Source organism: Halomonas sp. 3D7M (assembly GCF_014897885.1).
Taxonomy (GTDB): domain Bacteria; phylum Pseudomonadota; class Gammaproteobacteria; order Pseudomonadales; family Halomonadaceae; genus Vreelandella.
Genome location: NZ_JABUZF010000088.1, coordinates 1 through 18,375 on the forward strand (window position 1 = coordinate 1; position 18,375 = coordinate 18,375).

Annotated in this window: 16 protein-coding genes; 1 reads left to right on the forward strand and 15 read right to left on the reverse strand. The window is 52.0% G+C overall.

All coding sequences use genetic code 11. The features are described 5' to 3' along the window. From INT22_RS03260 to cysM, 5 genes are all read right to left on the reverse strand, one after another. On the reverse strand, nt 1-796 hold a 796-nt coding region (locus INT22_RS03260), incomplete at its 3' end, for a phosphoenolpyruvate carboxylase (RefSeq protein WP_193067686.1). A gap of 33 nt (nt 797-829) precedes the next feature. Continuing rightward, a complete protein-coding gene (gene mazG / locus INT22_RS03265; protein ID WP_193061356.1) occupies nt 830-1,669 on the reverse strand; it encodes a nucleoside triphosphate pyrophosphohydrolase in 840 nt (279 codons plus the stop codon). Further along, nucleotides 1,669-3,945 (reverse strand): GTP diphosphokinase, encoded by a 2,277-nt coding sequence (gene relA / locus INT22_RS03270; protein WP_089040838.1) that lies wholly within the window; start codon nt 3,943-3,945, stop codon nt 1,669-1,671. The genes mazG and relA overlap by 1 nt, the downstream gene beginning before the upstream one ends. Nucleotides 3,946-4,015: 70 nt before the next feature. Further along, nucleotides 4,016-5,482 (reverse strand): TRAM domain-containing protein, encoded by a 1,467-nt coding sequence (locus INT22_RS03275; protein WP_193061355.1) that lies wholly within the window; start codon nt 5,480-5,482, stop codon nt 4,016-4,018. Continuing rightward, a complete protein-coding gene (gene cysM, locus INT22_RS03280) occupies nt 5,483-6,379 on the reverse strand; it encodes a cysteine synthase CysM (RefSeq protein WP_193061354.1) in 897 nt (298 codons plus the stop codon). Between the two features lie 91 nt (nt 6,380-6,470). On the opposite strand from cysM, the gene INT22_RS03285 reads away from it, so the two are divergent. Beyond that, nucleotides 6,471-9,170: an ATP-binding protein gene (locus INT22_RS03285; protein ID WP_193061353.1), complete on the forward strand. Its 2,700-nt coding sequence runs from the start codon at nt 6,471-6,473 to the stop codon at nt 9,168-9,170. Between the two features lie 46 nt (nt 9,171-9,216). Here the strand turns inward: INT22_RS03285 and acpS are convergent, their stop codons facing one another. The 10 genes from acpS to INT22_RS03335 all read right to left on the reverse strand — a co-directional run. Continuing rightward, complete coding sequence (gene acpS / locus INT22_RS03290) at nt 9,217-9,594, reverse strand: holo-ACP synthase (RefSeq protein WP_193061389.1); 378 nt, start codon at nt 9,592-9,594, stop codon at nt 9,217-9,219. Nucleotide 9,595: 1 nt separating this feature from the next. Beyond that, entirely contained in the window at nt 9,596-10,414 is an 819-nt protein-coding gene (gene pdxJ, locus INT22_RS03295; protein WP_193061352.1) for a pyridoxine 5'-phosphate synthase, read from the reverse strand. Between the two features lie 35 nt (nt 10,415-10,449). Next, nucleotides 10,450-11,142 carry a DNA repair protein RecO gene (gene recO, locus INT22_RS03300; protein ID WP_193061351.1) on the reverse strand — a complete coding sequence of 231 codons (693 nt, stop codon included), beginning with the start codon at nt 11,140-11,142 and terminating at the stop codon, nt 10,450-10,452. A gap of 8 nt (nt 11,143-11,150) precedes the next feature. Then, the gene (era, locus tag INT22_RS03305; RefSeq protein ID WP_038485185.1) at nt 11,151-12,050 is read right to left on the reverse strand and encodes a GTPase Era; all 900 of its coding nucleotides are present in this window, start codon (nt 12,048-12,050) and stop codon (nt 11,151-11,153) included. Next, a complete protein-coding gene (gene rnc / locus INT22_RS03310; protein ID WP_009722084.1) occupies nt 12,047-12,739 on the reverse strand; it encodes a ribonuclease III in 693 nt (230 codons plus the stop codon). The genes era and rnc overlap by 4 nt, the downstream gene beginning before the upstream one ends. A gap of 61 nt (nt 12,740-12,800) precedes the next feature. Beyond that, complete coding sequence (gene lepB, locus INT22_RS03315; protein ID WP_193061350.1) at nt 12,801-13,604, reverse strand: signal peptidase I; 804 nt, start codon at nt 13,602-13,604, stop codon at nt 12,801-12,803. Between the two features lie 15 nt (nt 13,605-13,619). Continuing rightward, entirely contained in the window at nt 13,620-15,437 is a 1,818-nt protein-coding gene (lepA, locus tag INT22_RS03320; protein WP_038485191.1) for a translation elongation factor 4, read from the reverse strand. 192 nt (nt 15,438-15,629) lie between these two features. Then, nucleotides 15,630-17,048, reverse strand: coding sequence for a DegQ family serine endoprotease (locus INT22_RS03325; protein ID WP_193061349.1), 1,419 nt, complete (start codon nt 17,046-17,048; stop codon nt 15,630-15,632). Between the two features lie 80 nt (nt 17,049-17,128). Next, the gene (locus INT22_RS03330; RefSeq protein ID WP_193061348.1) at nt 17,129-17,575 is read right to left on the reverse strand and encodes a SoxR reducing system RseC family protein; all 447 of its coding nucleotides are present in this window, start codon (nt 17,573-17,575) and stop codon (nt 17,129-17,131) included. 14 nt (nt 17,576-17,589) lie between these two features. After that, a partial coding sequence (locus tag INT22_RS03335) for a MucB/RseB C-terminal domain-containing protein (RefSeq protein WP_226912370.1) occupies nt 17,590-18,375 on the reverse strand: 786 nt, incomplete at its 5' end.

The window sequence follows — 18,375 nt, forward strand, 5'->3', positions numbered from 1 at the left end:
CCCGCGCGGTGACATTGGGATTGCCATCTCGGTCACCGCCCATCCAGGAAGCGTAGCGAATAGGCGCGGCATCTAGCGGCAAACGCTCTCCGGCAGTATCGAGTAATAAATTATCCAAATCGCGATGGAAGTCTGGCACTGCCTGCCATAAGGAGTTTTCGATAACCGCGAAGCCCCATTTGGCTTCATCAACAGGGGTTGGCCGCTCATGACGAATCTCATCGGTATGCCACGCTTGACTGATCAACTCTTCCAAGCGCCCCTGGGCGCGGGTTCCACGCTCTGGGTAGTCTTCAGAGCTTTCAATCGCGGTTAGGCACTCGTCGATAGCATCATATTTCTGAATCAACGTACGGCGAATAACTTCTGTGGGGTGGGCAGTCAGCACTAGCTCAACGCGCATACTGGCCAGGGTTTCTACTAACTTACGGGGCGAATTACCCGCCTGCTGTGCACGGCTTAGCAGTTCACCAAGCACTGGCTGGGTACCAGGCTTGTAGTCTTCCACCCGGCGAAAGCGCGCCCGGTAGTGCTGCTCAGCAATATTGGCAAGGTTCAAAAACTGGTTAAACGCGCGCGTCACTGGCAGCAGGTCGCGTTCGGGCAACTGGCGTAGATACTCAATAAGCTCACGCTGCTGCAATGAATCGCCCTGACGTCCCCGCTTGGCATGGGCACGAATCGTTTCAATTTTATCAACAAATGACTGGCCTAAATCATCGGCGATCGTACGGCCCAGGCTATCACCGAGAATACGTACGTTATCACGTAGCGATTCGTGTAGGTCGTGACTCATTGGCATGGCCTCCTTGCGGGGTCGCATTAGTTGTTAAGGGATAAGCGTTTTTTCTTGTGCTTTAGCGGCTTGCCAGTGTGCTTCCATTTCATCCAGCGAGGCATCGGTTAGCGGACGCGCAGCGGCGGCAAACTCGCGCTCTACGTAGCGAAAGCGGCGCTCAAATTTGGCATTCGTGGTACGCAAGCATTGTTCGGGGTCAGCACCCAGTGTGCGAGCTAAATTAGTCACTGCAAACAACAAATCGCCGACTTCTTCTTGAGCGTGCTGTTGGTTACCCTCGGCAAGGGCTTCTTCAACTTCAGCGAGCTCTTCACGGATTTTGTCCAGTACACCGCTGGCATCCGGCCAGTCGAACCCGACCCTGGCAGCACGCTTCGAGAGTTTAGCGGCACGACTGAGCGCTGGCAGCGTACGTGGAACATCGTCAAGTACAGAGGGCGTGCTTTGCTGCGAACGCTCAGCGCGCTCATCGGCCTTGAGCGCTTCCCAACGTGAATTAACGTGCTGGGTTTGTACGTCCTCGGCACTCACCCCAGGTGGACGTCGTGACGCTAGCGTGCCATCAGGAAATACATGCGGATGACGGCGCAACATCTTTACGGTCAACGTATCGACGATGTCGTGAAAGTCGAAGCGCTGCTCTTCGGCACCAAACTGGGCGTAGTAGATCACTTGGAACAGCAGGTCACCCAACTCGCCGGGCAATTCATCAAAAGCGCGCCGCTCAATAGCGTCAGCGACTTCGTAAGCTTCTTCCAGCGTATGGGGCACGATGCTGTCCCAATCTTGCTTAATATCCCAAGGACACCCCTGTTCCGCATTGCGAAGTACCGACATCAATGTCAGCAGATCCTCTACGCTATAACGCATCAGGCGCCTCCTCTACGGACGTTTTTCTCTGGGTCGGCATTGCGCAGGCGACGTACTTCCGTCACGTTGGGCAATTGCTGGATACGGGAAAACAAGCGGCCTAGCGCTTCAAGACCGTCGACTTCCAGCGTGATGCGCAGTCGCGCGATCCCCTCGTCAGTATCCGTCAGCGTATTAACAGCTAATACATTAACCTTCTCGTTGCCTAGTAGCCCGGTTACGTCGCGTAGTAAGCCGGAGCGATCCCAGGCTTGAATTTCAATCGTGACGGGATAACGGGTGTGGGCACGTTCGCCCCACTCTACTTCGATAATGCGCTGGGGCTCTTCCATGCGCAATTGAAGGATGTTGCTGCAATCCTGGCGATGGACGGTGACGCCGCGACCTTGGGTAATAAAGCCAACAATCGGTTCGCCGGGCACTGGCCGACAGCAATTCGCCATGCTGGTTTTTAAGTTACCGACACCCAGCACGGTGATGTCGCTTTTAGTTGCTTTGCTTGGCTGGCGGCGTGGCTTCGCCAGCAACCGATCTAACTGTTCTTGGTCGTCCGTTTCACCAAACAGCTGCTGGGCTTGATGAAGTACTTGACCGATACGCAGGTCGCCCGCGCCAAGCGCCGCATACATATCGTCGGCGTTTTGGTAGTTAACAGCAGCGGCAAGCTTAGCAAGGTCAAGCCCTTCAACATCCAAACGGCGCATCTCTCGCTCGAACAGCGCCCGTCCTTCGTCTAGGTTCTGGTCTCGTGCTTGGTACTTAAACCATGCCTGAATCTTCGCCCGCGCGCGTGAGGTGCGCACATAGCCCAAACTGGGGTTTAACCAGTCGCGGCTGGGGCCGCCTTTGGTGGCCGTTAAAATCTCGACTTGCTGGCCGGTTTTTAACTTATAGGTAAGCGGTACTATCCGGCCATTAATCTTGGCACCACGGCAGCGGTGACCAATTTCGGTATGCACGCGATAAGCGAAGTCGATGGGTGTGGCAATACGCGGCAGGTCAATGACATGACCATCGGGAGTGAACACATAGATACGGTCTGGCGCAACGTCGCTGGAAAGACCTTCACGCAGGTCGCCAAAGCCACCCACTTCATCCTGCCACTCAAGCACTTGGCGCAACCAGGCAATCTTTTCTTCATAGCTACGGCTTTTGGCGTTGGTATCATGCCCTTTATACCGCCAGTGTGCGCACACGCCTAATTCTGCTTCGTCATGCATAGCAAAGGTGCGAATCTGGATTTCCAGCACCTTATTTTCTGGCCCCATCACCGCGGTATGCAGTGACTGGTAACCGTTTTTCTTCGGGTTGGCGATATAGTCATCAAACTCGTTGGGTACATGGTGCCAACGCGAGTGAACAATTCCGAGTACGGTATAACAATCGGCCACATCAGGCACTAAGATGCGCACTGCGCGCACATCGTGCACCTGGGAAAAATCAATCCGTTTGCGCTTCATTTTGCGCCAGATTGAGTAAATGTGCTTGGCTCGCCCATCGACGTCGTAGTGGTGAATATTCTGGGCTTCCATCAAGCTCTTGATGGTTTCCACCACGTCATGAATATAGCGATCACGATCTAAGCGCTTTTCCGCCAGCAGCTTAGCAATCGCTTTGTACTCATCTTCATGCAGATAGCGAAACGATAGGTCTTCAAGTTCCCACTTGATTTGGCCTATCCCAAGCCGGTGAGCCAGCGGCGCATAAATATCAGCCACTTCACGCGCAACTTGTAAGCACTTTTCACGGGGCGCATCTTTTACTTGGCGCAAAGCGCAGGTGCGTTCAGCAATTTTGATCAGTGCAACGCGCACATCTCCGACCATGTTAACCAGCATTTTGCGCAGATTTTCCTGCTGATTATGCTGGCTCATACCATGGTTGGGCGCTAGTGGGTAGCTAATGGCTGCCATTTGCAAAACGCCATCAATCAGCTTAGCGACTTCTTCGCCAAACCGTTTGGTAACGGCGTCTATACTCAGCAGCCCTTCGCGAACCGCGCGATACAGCACGGCAGCCTCAAGGGTTGCTTGATCAAGCTTGAGTTCGGCCAGAATGTCGGCCATTTCCAGCCCCATTCGAAAACTTGAACCTGGCGAGAGCCACACACGGTGGGTTTGCGGCGCCTCTCGCTCCAACTGTTCAGCAAGCTCGCATGCTTGCAAAAGTCGTTCGGGGTCGCGTAGGCGCACATCCTCTTGAAGGCGCGCTAACCACTGCTGTATGTCCACCTTTCCGCTTTCGGTAAGCGGCTGGTCTTCACGCACTTTCACCATGACAATCATTCATCCTTTCAGGGTGACGGCTAGCCACTTTCCGTCACCGAGGCTTGATGCAATGGGCAGGCTAGCCCTCGTATTCAAATAGCATCAGCGTTTCCAGGTGAGCAGTGTGTAAAAACATATCGGCCACTGCTACTTGCTTGACGCGATAACCTGCATGCACAAGATGTGCCGCATCGCGAGCAAGCGTTGCCGGGTCACAAGAAATATAGGCCACCCGGGGTACATTGTAACTACCTAATACTTGGCAAACTGCTTCTGCGCCGCTGCGCGGCGGATCCAGCACAATCGCATCAATTTGCTGATGCTCGCTCAATAGCATTTGCACCTTTTTGGCATCACTTAAGTCTGCTTGCTGGGCATGCACATCCAATAGATTAGCATCAGCGTTAGCGGTAATTCGCTCCACCATCGCTGGATTGCCCTCTACAGCAAGCACCTTTGCTCCTGCGGCGGCTAACGGCAAACTGAAGTTACCAATCCCAGCAAAGAGATCTACGAGCTGTTGCCCTGGCGCTGGCTTTAACCATGCTACCACCTGAGCTACCATCTTTTGGTTAACCTCAGCATTTACCTGTAAAAAGTCACCTGGTGAAAAACGTAACGTCACTAGGCGGGATGCTTTATCACCCGGCAAACAGTGTTCACTTGTGGGTGAACTCGCTCTTTGAATTCCGAGTTCATCAAGATTAAGTACTTCTTGTAGAACGGGTGTAGCGCCACCATGTGCACCATTCCAGTGCAAAACAGGCGTTTCCCGCCCTAACCAAGTGCCGAGCGAGACCTGCTGCTGTTCCGCAAACTGCTGCCAGCGAGCCCTATCTTGATCATGGGCTTTTAACTGACGCACTAGCACTACTGTCGCCTCATCGGTCGCCAGTAATTCGACATGGCCAACGAGACGGGGCGAGGCTAATGTTGCCAGCAGTTGCCGTAACGGAAGAATCAATTTGTTCAGCGCTGGCACCAGCACATGGCACTGCTCAATATCAACTAATCGGTGGCTGTTGGGTGCTCGAAATCCCAGTAGAACATTCCCCTGACCATCTACCCTAACCCCCAAACGGGCGCGACGTCGGTAGTGCTCGCTACCACCATCTAACGCAGCAATAGGACCTAGCGTAAGGCCCTGACGCGCCATTAGCTCGGTGACAACGTCGCGCTTATGCTGGCGTTGTGCAGTAAGATTAAGATGCTGTAAATCACAGCCTCCACACTGCCCAAAGTAAGTACAGGGAGGCTCAACCCGCTGTTCTGAAGAGGTGAGCCGGTTTTTTATATGCGCTTCGTCATACCGCTTACGCGTCACGTGTATCGCGACATCGACATGTTCACCAGGAAGCGCTTGGTCAATAAAGACTGTTTTTCCCTCGACACTGTGCGCTACACCACGGCCATCATGAGCTAAACGCTCAACCACCAGCGTTGTCGAGGTATCATCTTTTGACTCAGTTTTACGGCTAGGTTGGCGAACTAGCCCTGAGTGTCCCGAGGCGGGGCGAGATGGCCGCCGCTTACCCAACATGGCCATCTATAACTCCGGGGCAAATAAGCCTGTGGAAAGGTAGCGATCGCCTCGGTCACAAACGATGAAGACAATGACCGCGTTCTCAGTTTGTTCTGCGATACGCAGTGCTCCAGCCAAGCTGCCACCTGACGACACCCCGGCAAAAATACCTTCTTCACGCGCCAGGCGGCGCATGTGGGCTTCTGCTTCTTGCTGAGAGATATCAAGGGTAATATCAACCCTTGGTGCTTCAAAAATCGACGGCAGGTACTCTTTTGGCCAACGACGAATCCCCGGTATGCTCGCACCATCCGCCGGTTGTAAACCGACAATTTGGATCGCTGGATTTTGTTCCTTGAGATAGCGAGACACCCCCATGATGGTGCCAGTTGTCCCCATTGAACTGACAAAATGCGTCACTTCACCGCCGGTTTGCTGCCACACTTCGGGCCCCGTTGTGCGATAGTGCGCAAGCGGGTTATCTGGATTGGCAAATTGGTTTAGCGGTTTACCTTCGCCTCTTGCAATCATCGCATCGGCAATATCTCGCGCCTCTTCCATCCCACCTTCTTTGCTCGCTGACACCAATGTGGCACCGTAAGCCGCCATAGCCTGCTTACGCTCTTCAGAAGCGTTTTCAGGCATGATTAGCGTCATTTTGTAGCCTTTGATAGCAGCGGCCATGGCCAAGGCAATACCCGTATTACCCGAGGTTGCTTCCACCAGCGTATCGCCTGGAACAATATCGCCCCGTGCTTCAGCTTCACTTAACATAGAGAGGGCCGGGCGATCTTTCACCGAACCAGCAGGGTTATTGCCTTCTAGCTTGGCTAGAAGCGTGTTATTACGACCAGCCGTTATGCGCTTTAAACGAACCAGTGGCGTATTGCCAACCACATCTTCGAGCGTCGGATAATTCATCGTACATTCCTTATCATCACCATTATGCTGCATTATATCGGCGCTGCCGTTAGCTTGACAGGCAACCTCATTGAATCAACGAGCTTCTCTCATGTCTTTAAACACGCGCTTACTCTTTGCGTTACTCGGGCTTCCACTTCTTGTCTATGCCGTCATGGCACTATTGCTGGTGGTGCAAAGCGAGACCACCGGCCGTGACATGCTAGAAGAGCGCTTAGTTAGCGCTGGTGAATTACTGGCACCAAGCCTGGGTAACGCCATGATAGATGGCGACTTGCCTCGTTTGGAAGCCATTGCCAGACAGCTTCTGGAGCACAAAGGGTTACGTGCGGTGACGCTTTTCGACGAGCAAGGGAGTCGCTTATTGGTACTGGGACATTCGATACCTCCCCCCCCTCGCCTAAATGTCCCCAATGCTACGACACTCACCATGGATGAAGCTATTTGGCGTTTACAGGTACCTCTAACCACGTCTTACGGCCAACCATTTAATCTCGCTAATACTGGCTGGCTTGAAGCCGAAATGGACATACGCACGCTTAAACTGGAGCGCTATAAGCTCATTGCTAGCCTCAGCTTAGGCGGCATGCTGCTTGGGCTGCTGCTTTTTTTAGTCGCGTTTGCGATCAGCCGCTACGCTACTCGCCCAATTGAAGATGCGAACCAAGCGCTTTACCGCCTATCCCGGGGGGACTACCGGCCTTATATGGCGGCTGCCCGCCCTACCGAGTTTCGGCAACTGGCAGAACATATCAATGGGTTAGCGGAACATTTTCGGCAAGCTCAGCATGATATGCAAAGCCAAATCGAGCAAGCGACCAGTGAACTGCAAGAGTCCATGGAGACGATTGAAGAGCAAAATATCAAACTCGACCTTGCTCATCGAAGCGCACTACGCGCGAATGCAGTGAAGTCCGAATTTTTGGCTAATATGAGCCACGAAATCCGCACCCCTTTAAATGGCATCATTGGTTTTTGCCGTTTATTAGGCCGCTCGTCTCTCGACGCTCGGCAGAAAGAATGGCTAGAACATGTGCACCGTGCGTGCGATAACCTGTTGATGCTAGTCAATGATGTGTTGGATTTCTCGAAACTAGAGGCCGACCGGCTGACGTTAGAAGAAGTCGATATCGATCTTGTGTCGCTGATGGATGAAGTTGTTGGCCTTCATGCACCTGAAGCTCAGCGCAAACGGCTGCATTTAGTGGCGATGGTTTATGACGATGTGCCGTCAACGCTTTGCGGCGACCCGCTACGCATCCATCAAGTCCTCAATAATTTGACCAGCAATGCCCTGAAATTTACCCAGAAGGGAGAAGTCATCATTCGTGTCATGCTGGACAGTCAGGAGGGCCAGCATGTTGTGCTGCGTATTAGCGTTAGTGACACAGGCATTGGCTTGAACGAACAACAACAAAAGCAGCTATTTAGCGCCTTTTCCCAGGCAGATCCTAGTCACTCCAGACAGTTTGGCGGCAGTGGTTTAGGGCTGACGATTTGCAGGCAATTAGTTCAACGAATGGGGGGAGAGATTTCTGTTGATAGTGAGCCTGGAGAAGGTGCAACCTTTTCATTTACGTTGCCACTACTTGCCGACATGAGCAAGGAACGGCCACAGGAACTCTCACTCGACGGCTCAATTATTCGTTTACATGAGCCCCATCTACCCACTCGCAATGTGTTGGAACACTTAATGGAACGCTGGGGCGCAACGGCCGTCTCTTTCATTGAATCTGGCAACGAGCAACTGCTACTGCTGAGCCTAGATCATGATGACTTCAGCGGTGAGCGAAAGACCTATTGGCAGTCAGTAATTGCTCAAGCGCCCTGCCCAACACTCATCCTTGCAAACGCCACTAGCTTTGAACTGCCTCACTGGGAGCTTCCTAATGGGGGGGATATACTGTGTAAACCATTTACCAGAACTCAATTGATAGCCACGTTCAAACAACTACTGGAACCTGTCACAGCCACTATTTCTGCCAACGCACAAACGGTTAAAGCGCTCCCTTCGTCAACATTCACGGTGCTGATCGTTGACGATAATGCGCCCAACCGCGAGCTATTAAAGGCTATGCTCGAAAATGAGCATATCAACATTGTATTGGCTGCCAGCGGCCAGGAAGCGTTGGATTACGCGCGTCAGAACGAAGCAGACATGGTGCTAATGGATATTCGTATGCCTGATATGGACGGCGTTCAAACCACCCAGGCTTTGCGGCGTATTAATAATAGCTGGGCGCGCTGCCCAATTATTGCCGTGACCGCACACGTGCTAAGCGATGAACGTCAGCAGTGGCTTGTGGAGGGTTTAGACGACGTATTAGTGAAGCCTATCAATGAAACTCAACTGCAACAGCAATTTCAACGCTTCTTGGGCATTACGCTGCCAATCAGTCCGCTGTTACAGACGTCCCCAAAAGCCCCTGCTCTTGGATATACACCTGCTGCGTTATCCGTCATTGATCTTGAGCTCGGCACGCGCCTAGCAGGCGGCAACCCCGAGTTCGCCAAACAGCAACTAAAGCGACTGATCGATAGCCTAAGTGAATGCGAACAGCAAATTCGCAGCGCTTTCGAAGAAAACAACCTGACGGCCTTGCTCGATCATGTTCATGCGCTCAATGGTGCCAGCCGTTACTGCGGAGCACCCGAGCTCGCGCTAACGGTCGAAACGTTGGAGACACGCTTACGCACCGGGGGCTTGGAACAGGCTGAAAATTTACTTGATAAGCTGTATGCCGCCATCAAACGCCTCAGGGAGCAGCGGAGCACGTTAAATCAGCGCTAGTCCGTTAGCGCTCAAGTACTAGCGTTCAAGTACTAGCATTCAAGTACTAGCATTCAAGTACCACAAATGCCACCGCGTAATCTGCTTCATCACTGAGCGTTATATGAGTAGCCGAGGCGCCGCTAGCTTGAAATAGACGAAGCGCCTCACCACTTAGCTGCAGGCTTGGCTTGCCCAGCGAATCATTGAGGATCTGAATATCGCCCCATTGCATACCGTTTCGCAAACCAAGCCCAAGCGCTTTAACATACGCTTCTTTTGCTGCAAAACGCTTTGCCAAATAGCTAGCGGGATGACCTTTTGTCTGCCACACAGCTTGCTCTTCAGGGCCTAAAATTCGCTGGGCAAAGCGTGGCCCATGGCGTTTTACTGCCTTAGCAAAGCGCTCGACCCGGGCGATATCCGACCCAATTCCGACAATCATCTTAGTGGCTACAGCAACCGTCATGCTTGTGTTCGTGCTCATGTTCATGCTCATGAGCATCTAACGCCGCCATTAACCCAGCTTCCTGACCAGCAATGATCAAGCGTTTCATTTCTTGAATGGCGCCCTTCAAGCCGACAAAAAGAGCTCGAGCAATAATTGCGTGACCAATATTGAGCTCATTAACACCCGGCAGCGCAGCAATCGCCTCAACGTTGTGGTAGTGCAAGCCATGCCCAGCATTAACCACTAAGCCAGCAGAAACAGCGTGAATGGCCGCTGCACTCAGGCGTTCATATTCAGCAATAGCAGCCGCACTGCCAGGTTTTGCTTCTGCATAGGCACCTGTATGCAGCTCAATCGTTGGTGCCCCTGCACGAATGGCAGCGTCAATTTGCGCGTTATCAGGATCGATGAACAAAGACACGTCGCAACCGGCTGCGCTTAAGCGCTGACAGGCATTGGCAATAAGATCAAAACCACCCACAACGTCCAAGCCACCTTCGGTGGTTAGCTCTTCACGCTTTTCTGGTACTAAACACACGTGTGCCGGGCGTATTTCCTCAGCCAGCAGTAGCATTTCTTCAGTGACAGCCATCTCTAAATTCATGCGCGTATTAAGCATTTCTGCCAATAGGCGAACGTCTCTAGGCTGAATATGGCGACGATCTTCACGCAGGTGAACCGTGATGCCGTCAGCGCCCGCTTCTTCTGCTAATAGTGCCGCTTGAACGGGATCAGGGTAACGAGTACCACGCGCTTGGCGTAGCGTCGCAATGTGATCGATGTTAACGCCTAATAAAATCCGCGGAGGATGCATCGCGTGTCTCCAATAAGTGATATCAAAATGCCCACCTAGCGCTGTCGGCGGCGGGCCAAATCGAGCATTAGTTCTCGGGAACGTAAAGCAGTCGCGCCTAAATGAGGCGCAAGCGCTGCCCGCATCACCGCTTTTAATGCACTTGCTAAGCCAACGGGCTTCCAATCGCCTTGATCAATATAGCGCAGCGTGCGACCTTCGATGCCCTGCTCAGCAGGTACAAAAGCACGACTTGCTGCATCAAATCGATAACGCGTTTGGGGATCAAGCGCACCGCCATCGTAAGTACAAAAACGCGGCGTTGCCTCTAACGTCTCCAACAGCGCCCATTCAAAACGTCGCAGCGCCAAGGCGCGGTTCGCCGGTGTTGGCAATGCCTCTAACAGCGCGCTATAAAATGCAAAAACCTCTGGCGCTGCAAGCTCCAAAGGCAGTAGACGCGTGGCTATTTCATTCGCATATAAGCCGCAGAGCAACCCTTCTCCAGCTAGCAATGCCGTCTGGCCTCGCGACTCCATCAGCATTAATCGTTTTAGCTCACGCTCGCCGCGCCACGACACAAACAAAGGGGTAAAGGGTTGCAGCCGTTGACGCGACTTAGAACCTGGCCGCTGCCCTCCATGGGCAACGGCGCGGATACGACCATGGTTAAGGGTTAACAAATCCACCAGCGCACTGGTTTCACGGTAAGGCCTGCGATGCAGTAAAAACGCTGGCTCTGCCGACATGGAAGCACTCAATCGAGATCGTAACCCAAGCTCTTTAATGCCCGCTCATCATCAGACCAGCCGCGCTTCACTTTCACCCATAGATTGAGCATTACCTTGGTACCCAAGGCGCGCTCCATATCTAGGCGGGCTTCGCGACCAATGCTTTTAATACGCTCGCCATTCTCACCGATCAAGATAACCTTTTGCCCCTGACGTTCGACCAGGATTAAGGCACTGATATGGGTCACACGCTCGGTTTCACGGAACTCTTCGATTTCCACGGTCATTTGATACGGCAGCTCATCACCAAGCTGACGCATGACTTTTTCACGCACCAACTCAGCCGCCATGAAGCGCAAGCTCTTGTCAGTGATTTGATCTTCCGGGAAAAAGTGAACGCTCTCTGGCAAGTATTTGGCAACTTCCTGCTCGAGCGTATCAACTTGGGTGCCATGCTTGGCAGAAATAGGCACAACCGCAGCAAACTCACGGCGTGCACCTACTTCAGCTAACCAGGGTAACAAGTCACCTTTATCGTTTAAGCGATCTACCTTGTTGACCGCTAGAATCACTGGTGCTTTCACGTGCTCAAGCCGCTTTAGCACGGCTTGGTCTTCATCCGTCCAACGAGTGCGGTCAATAATAAACACCACACAGTCAACATCACGTAACGCCTGTGTTGCGGCTTGATTCATAAAGCGGTTGATCGCTTTATTGCGGTCTTTGGACATGATGTGCATGCCAGGCGTATCAACATAGATGAACTGTGTCTCTTCTACCGTCTTAATACCCATTACCTGATGCCGCGTGGTTTGAGGGCGACGCGAAGTAATAGAGATCTTTTGCCCTAGAATCCGGTTCATGAGGGTTGATTTGCCTACGTTGGGCCGCCCAACGATGGCCACGAAGCCGCAGGTTTGACTCATGACTTGTCTCCAGGTGTTTTTTCAAGGTGGAATAGCGCTTCTTCAGCTGCCTGTTGTTCAGCATGGCGGCGGCTGGGACCTTTACCAGTGGTATGCTCGGTTAGCAAATCAATGTAGCACTCCACGGTAAAGGTCTGGGCATGCGCCTCCCCCTTTACAGAGACTACTTCATAGCGTGGCAACGCTGCCTGACGCGATTGCAAAAATTCTTGCAAACGTGTTTTGGGATCTTTCTGGGTATCTTGTAGCGAAATATTTTCAAGCCGCTCGGCGTACCATGCCAGCACACGTTGACGAACTACGTCCATGCCCGCATCTAAATAAATAGCGCCAATCACAGCTTCTACTGCATCAGCCAAAATGGATTCGCGGCGATGCCCGCCGCTCTTCATTTCTCCCGAGCCAAGCCGTAAGCATTCGCCGAACTCCATTTCTCGAGCCAACTCAGCCAATGTCTGGCCTTTTACCAAACGCGCTCTAAGACGTGATAATTGTCCTTCCCTAGCCTGAGGGAAACGTTGAAAAAGCGCCTCAGCGATTACAAAATTGACGATAGAGTCACCCAGAAATTCCAGGCGCTCATTGTTACGACCACCGTAGCTACGATGGGTCATGGCCAGTTCCATCAGCGTAGGGTCACCGAAGGTATGGCCGATTCGTCGGCAAAAAGCGGTTAAGGAATTACTCACAGTGCTCCTACGTCGTTGACGTTAACTAATATGACAGCATTAACAATTTCTAAACTATTTTTCATTCAATACGCCGCACGCTGGTAAAGCTAGGCAAGCCACCGTCCCAATGCATCCAAACGGCAAACGCTCTTCCAACAATATTATCTTCAGGAACAAACCCCCAATAACGGCTATCGTTGGAGTGGTCACGGTTATCACCCATCGTGAAATAGTGCCCATCCGGAACAACCACTTCGCGCATCTGGGGGCCAGGATCGCGGGGGTTATTATATATATAGTGGCTAATGCTACCTAATTGCTCTTCCAATAATAGCTGTTGCGGCGAAAGTTCGGGGCCTTCTTCAATCAATGCTTTAGTGACTGGCTCACCGTTAACATACAGCTGTTTTCCCTCATAGCGAATACGGTCACCCGGCAAACCAACCACACGTTTAATAAAGTTGACCGATGGCTCCTCTGGAAAGCGGAACACCATCACGTCGCCGCGCTCGGGATCATCAACTTCTAAAAAACGGCTGTGCAGCACCGGTAATCGCAGGCCATAGGCAAACTTATTCACCAAGATAAAGTCACCCACTTCAAGCGTCGGCTTCATTGATCCAGATGGAATTTGAAACGGCTCAATAATAAAACTACGTACGACCAACACCACCAGCAGAACTGGAAAAAATGAGCGTGAGTAGTCAATCGGCCATGGCTCTTTGAGCAACGTCTCTCGAGTCGTTCCATCCAGGCCTTCCGTGGTAGCTGCTTCAGCAGCGGCCAATCGCTCACGCCGCTTAGGTCTAAGCCAAAGCACATCCAGCAAATATATTGCCCCAGAAAGTGCAACGGCAATCACCAGTAATAATGAAAAATCCATGTGGGGTAAGTATCCCTAGTCGTTTACCTTGAGCACAGCAAGGAAGGCATCCTGGGGAATTTCAACACGCCCCACCTGTTTCATCCGTTTCTTACCGGCCTTCTGTTTTTCCAATAGTTTCTTCTTACGGCTTACATCACCGCCGTAACATTTGGCCGTCACGTTTTTACGCAGCGCTTTGACTGTTGAGCGCGCGACAACCTGGCCACCAATAGCGGCTTGAATAGCCACATCAAACATTTGCCGCGGAATCAGCTCTTTCATTTTTTCCACTAGCAGGCGACCACGGTTATGCGCATGGTCACGGTGGATAATGACGGCCAGTGCGTCAACTTTATCGCCATTGATCAGCACGTCCAGGCGAACCAACTTAGCCGCTTCAAAACGTTCGAAGTTGTACTCAAGTGATGCATAACCACGAGAAATAGACTTCAAACGATCAAAGAAATCCATGACCACTTCTGACATGGGCAGTTCATAGGTTAACTGGATCTGATTACCCAGAAACTGCATATCTAATTGCGTACCGCGACGCTGCTCACACTCAGCAATCACGTTACCAACATACTCCTGAGGAACCAGAATACTGGCACGCACGATGGGTTCACGCATCTCATCAACGTCTGCCATATCAGGCAATTTCGAGGGGTTCGATACGTATTGAATCTCGCCGTTTTTCATGGCGAGTTCATACACCACCGTCGGCGCTGTGGTCAGCAGATCAAGATCATATTCACGCTCTAAGCGCTCTTGAATGATCTCCATATGCAGCGTACCCAGGAAGCCGACGCGGAAACCAAAGCCCAATGCATCCGAGTTTTCCGGCTCATATTCAAGCGAAGCATCATTGAGCGCAAGCTTCTCAAGCGCGTCCCGAAAGTCTTCGTAGTCATCGGCACTAACCGGGAACATACCTGCATATACCTGCGGCTTCACTTTTTGGAAACCAGGCAGGCGGGGAACATCAGGGGTTTTGGTGTGGGTGATTGTATCGCCCACCGGTGCTCCGTGGATCTCCTTGATGCCAGCGACAATAAAGCCTACTTCACCAGCACGCAAAATATTGGTCTCTTTGCGAAGCGGTGTAAAGATCCCTACTTCGGTGGCCCCCCAGTCACGCCCTGTGGACTTGATGCGGATTTTGTCGCCTTTGCGCAATGTTCCGTCGAATAAGCGCACTAGCGAGACAACCCCAAGATAGTTATCGAACCAAGAGTCGATAATAAGCGCTTGCAAGGGTGCTTCCGGGTCACCTTTAGGTGGCGGAATATCCCGCACTAACCGCTCTAATAAGGCGTCGATGCCGATACCGCTTTTAGCCGACACTTGGCAGGCATCGGTGGCATCCAAACCGATAATTTCTTCGACTTCCTGTGCGACACGATCAGGGTCAGCCTGGGGCAAATCAATCTTGTTAAGTACTGGGAGTACTTCCAAGCCTTGTTCAATTGCGGTGTAGCAGTTGGCAACCGATTGAGCCTCCACACCTTGTGCGGCGTCTACCACCAACAACGCCCCTTCACAGGCATAAAGAGAACGCGACACCTCGTAAGAGAAGTCCACGTGCCCAGGCGTGTCAATGAAGTTGAGTTGATAGACTTCACCGTCTGCAGCCGTGTAGTCAAGCGTGACGGACTGCGCCTTGATGGTAATACCACGCTCGCGCTCAATATCCATGGAGTCGAGCACTTGCTCCTTAAGCTCTCGCTCGGTCAAACCGCCGCAGGTCTGAATCAAACGATCTGATAGCGTCGATTTACCATGATCAATATGCGCAATGATGGAGAAGTTGCGTATGTGCTTGAGCTTTCCGCTGGAAACGTCTTGAGACATCGAGTGTGTTCTGCCTTATGGGTGTGCAAGGTTGTAGCTGGCTTTATAGAGCCAATGTGCGCAGGCAATAAAGATTGCCGCACGACTACTTTGCCAATGTTCGTCAAAAAGATAAGCGCTATTGTAGCGATATGCGGGGGATAGGAACAGCAGTCCGGCGAGAACCGCCGGACTGGAGAGACAATCAGTGGATTACTCTAGACGTAAAGCCACAAATAGCGAGCGTCCATCTCGATACAAGCGCAATGGAATTGCGCGATCATCTGGCAGTTCTTCAACAATTCTCAACAGCTCATCTGCCGAAGCAACGCTGCGATGGTCAATACTGACTAATATATCGCCCACACGCAGCCCCGCTTGCGAGCCAACACTGTCGGGTTCGACCTGACGCACTTCCACGCCACCACCAATATTTAGGCGCTCACGGGTTGCCTCATCAACTTCTACCACAGCCACACCCAGACGAACCTGATTATTGCTGCTCGAACTATCGCTATGACCAGCTTCTAAATCAGGCCAACTACCCAGTTCAAGCGTTTCGGTTACCTCTTCGCCATCGCGCATCAGCGTTAAATCCACATCACTGCCAGGAGCAACGCGACCAATCAGACGCGGTAACGTGCTGGAACGATCAACCTCTTCACCGTTCACTGCAATAATGACGTCCCCTGCTTGAAGACCACCTTGCGCCGCAGGCCCATCCGGATCTAGGTCAGCAATCAGCGCGCCAATGGCTTCCTCCATGCCAAACGACTCAGCAAGATCACGAGACACAGGCTGAATCATTACGCCCAACCATCCACGATTCACATGTCCGTCTTCACGTAGCTGATCGGCCACATCCATGGCTACGTTAATGGGAATAGCAAAAGAGAGCCCCATGAAGCCACCGCTACGCGTCAGTATTTGTGAGTTAATACCGACGACTTCCCCTTCAAGATTAAATAAGGGGCCACCGGAATTACCTGGATTAATAGCAACGTCGGTTTGGATAAAAGGTACATAAACATCACGGGGCAGCGTGCGGTTAATAGCACTTACAATGCCAGCAGATACAGAGTGGTCAAAACCAAAGGGTGAGCCTATGGCAGCCACCCACTCACCGACTTTTAATTCATCGGAGTCGCCCAGATCAAGCACTGGTAAATTGTTGGCATCCACCTTCAGTAGCGCAACATCTGTTTGCGTATCGCTACCCACTAGCTCTGCGGTTAGTTCTCGACGGTCGTTTAATCGCACAAGAATTTCATCAGCATCTTGAACCACGTGGGCGTTCGTCAGCACGTAACCATCTGCACTAATGACGAAACCAGAACCAAGTGACTGGCGCTCTTCACTGCGGTTCGGCCCTCGACCAGGGGGAGGCGTAGGAAAACTATCGCCAAAAAAGTGGCGGAATATTTCAGGGATATCCTGGCCACCGAACCCTTGAATAGAAGGCCCAGAGCTACGCTGAATCGTCCTGCTAGTAGAGATATTGACCACACCAGGGGCAGCGTCTTCTACCAATTTGGTAAAGTCTGGCAAGTTCTGCGCGTGGGCATTTTGCCCAACGACCAAAAGCACAATAAAGCACAACCAAAGTGCGGAAGGAAAAACCAAGCGCTTCATGCAACAGCTCCTAATCAAGCAAAAGTACTAACTACGTACTAAACACAAGGGAGTGCAACTCTCAGCGAGTTACAGGAGTATTAACTGACCAGACGCGGGCGGAAGCGTTCCACTCGTCCGCGTAGTAGATATTTCAGGATGACGACAGCGCCAATTAAGGTACTAAAAAATAGCATCGCACAAACCCCATTACTCGCCCCCATTCCTGACGCCGTACCAGAAATGATGATGGCAAATAGGAGTGGTAATGCATAAACGAGCAGCGCCAGAATATTTACATCACTCTTAGTAACGGTGAACGAAACTGAGCTACCTATTGGATAAAGGCTTGAATATTGCGAGGGCAAACCGCCCGGATCAATGACGGTGCGTGGTTGACGGCGAGCTAACAACCCTGCGCCACACCCACGCCCTTCAGCACACTGCTGACAAGCGACACTGCTCGACACATCGACCACTAATCCTGCTCTAGAGTGAGCAATGACGGTGCCTGAGCGTACGATAGCATTGCAATCTGTAGTGTTCACAACGATGTACCTGGTTATTCAAATTGCACTGACTGAACAATGCGCTGCAACAATTCAACGGGCAGCTCGCCGATGCCCACTAATTGCCAGCTCTGATCTCCGACATCAATCAACGACACAGCAGCGTTAGATACACCGACTCGATGAAGACCTTCCTCCAACGCTGGCTGACTGGCGGGCGATACAAACACGCTCACAGCCGCTAACCCGTCGCTATACACACGCTGGCCGCTTTGCTGCCCTGGCTCCAAGGGCTGCTCGACAAATCCTTCAGGCAGCCAAGTTACTTGCCAAGGCTGGTCAAGCATCTGCTCATCGCTGGGGCTGGGCACTTCACCACTATAGGCGGTAGGAGAGTGAAGCTGGGTAACCTGGAAGGTTTCAAGGACACGGCCTTGAGCATCGCTAAGCACATGCTTAAGCAACAGTCCTGTCGCTCGATCGATCCACCAAGTATGTTGATATCGCTGGCTATCGATAGGCGAAAAGCGAAGCTCTACAGCATCACGCTCAGCTACGCGTGTTTTATCCTGAAGCGTTATGTCATAGTACTCGGCAACATGCTCTGCCCATGCTTCTGGTGCAGATACTGAGTCAGACTCGCCAGCTGGAAACCAAGCTAAATGCCCAGCGATGGAACGGCGTTCAACGCTAACGGACGGGCCATCCAGGTGCTGCACAACTTGTTGGCGAACGCCATCTCGAACACGGTGGGAGAGCGCCAGTGTTCTCACCCCTATCGCATCAATAGAAACCGCACGCGCTTGAAACTCAAAGCAGTGCCCAGCATAGACACTGGC